2 protein-coding genes are annotated in these 1,387 nt (G+C 31.8%); both read left to right on the top strand.

What is annotated here, in order from left to right:
• The first annotated feature begins 304 nt into the window (after positions 1 to 304).
• Complete coding sequence (locus tag FTV34_RS17455) at positions 305 to 934, top strand: hypothetical protein (RefSeq protein WP_078194520.1); 630 nt, start codon at positions 305 to 307, stop codon at positions 932 to 934.
• A gap of 134 nt (positions 935 to 1,068) precedes the next feature.
• Positions 1,069 to 1,362 (top strand): type II toxin-antitoxin system RelB/DinJ family antitoxin, encoded by a 294-nt coding sequence (locus tag FTV34_RS17450; protein WP_001277151.1) that lies wholly within the window; start codon positions 1,069 to 1,071, stop codon positions 1,360 to 1,362.
• Positions 1,363 to 1,387 lie beyond the last annotated feature (25 nt).

Below are 1,387 nucleotides of genomic sequence, written 5' to 3'. Positions count from 1 at the left end.
ATACCTATTCCTGAACACGTTGAACCGGAACCTAAAAAAAGGGGATTATTGGGCCGTTTAGCTCGGGCAGTTTTTACAGATGAGTAAGGTTTTATTGTTATTTTTAGCTAAACAAAAGTGTGGAACATTGCTTACTTATTAAGCGTGGAACGTGAAAAGTCATAAAAAAAGCCCAATCGGGTGTGATTGGGCTTTTCAATACGAAATAAACTATTGAATTAAAACAAATAATTTAGAGCATTTCGTATAAGGTGTATTATGTTAATTTTAGAAAATCTTAAGATAATTATTAATGAGTGGCTTAATGAATAAAGAAATTTCTGTATTACTGCATGACGTTCCTACTCATGCAGATTACGCATGTGATGCAACAGATTTAGATCCAGAAGATATTCCTGAAGATCGTATAGAACAAGTCATAAATTTATTAAATTCTTCTGATGAAAATATTGTATTTGAGGCAGCAAAACTTCTGACTAATTGGGGACAATCCTCTGGTTTTGATGCATTAGTAAATTTATTAAATGAAAATAAATTAGTTGGTTATATAGATCATCGTTTACATGGTTATGATGATACACTTCAGCATGTACTTAGAGCTTTTGTTCGTTATTGGGCATTCCAAGCTGATCTAGGATTTGGTGAACAGGCTAGAATAAAAATATTTCATCCTATACAAAAGATTATAGAAATATCTAATACAGAACCATTTGATATTAGTCGCTTATTTTGGTTAATTGATGATGAAAAATACGATGAATATATTCCTTTAATTAAAAACCATTTAATCCAAATAATAGATCATCCTGAATTACAATTTTGGAAAATCCATGATGCTATTGAACTGATGCTGAAATTAGAGCCTGAGTTTGTTCATAATTTATTAGAAGAAAAAGGCAAAACATTGGAAGACTTTAAAATTAACACTTTATAAAGTTATACATTTAACATAATGGTGGTTATACGAAATTCATTTGTTAGAAACCATTTATTACATCAAAAGTAATGAAAAAGTAAAGAATATGCCTTATATTATCTTTACTTTAATGTTTTTTGAGTGAGGAAATCATGTCCGCAGTCAATTTCAATATGCGCTTAGAAGCAGAGTTAAAAGAACAAGTCACGCCTATTTTAGAAGACTACGGTTTGACTATGCCCCAAGCATTCAAACTGTTCTTGAATCAAATCGTTAAAACTAAGGCGATCCCTTTATCTTTTGACTATGCGCGAGAAACTGCTTTAACTCCTAAAGCAGCAGCTAAGTTACTTCAATCTTTAAAAGAGATTGAAAATGGCGAGTACACCGAGTACGAAACGGTAGAAGAAGCGATTAAAGCTATGTCGGAAGAAGCACATGGCTAAACGTAAGATTATCGTAACCAGTTCT

This window comes from Acinetobacter sp. YH16038, from assembly GCF_013417275.1.
Lineage (GTDB): Bacteria > Pseudomonadota > Gammaproteobacteria > Pseudomonadales > Moraxellaceae > Acinetobacter.
Note: the sequence above shows the minus strand (reverse complement) of the source record. Positions and strands in the feature narration are given on the sequence as shown.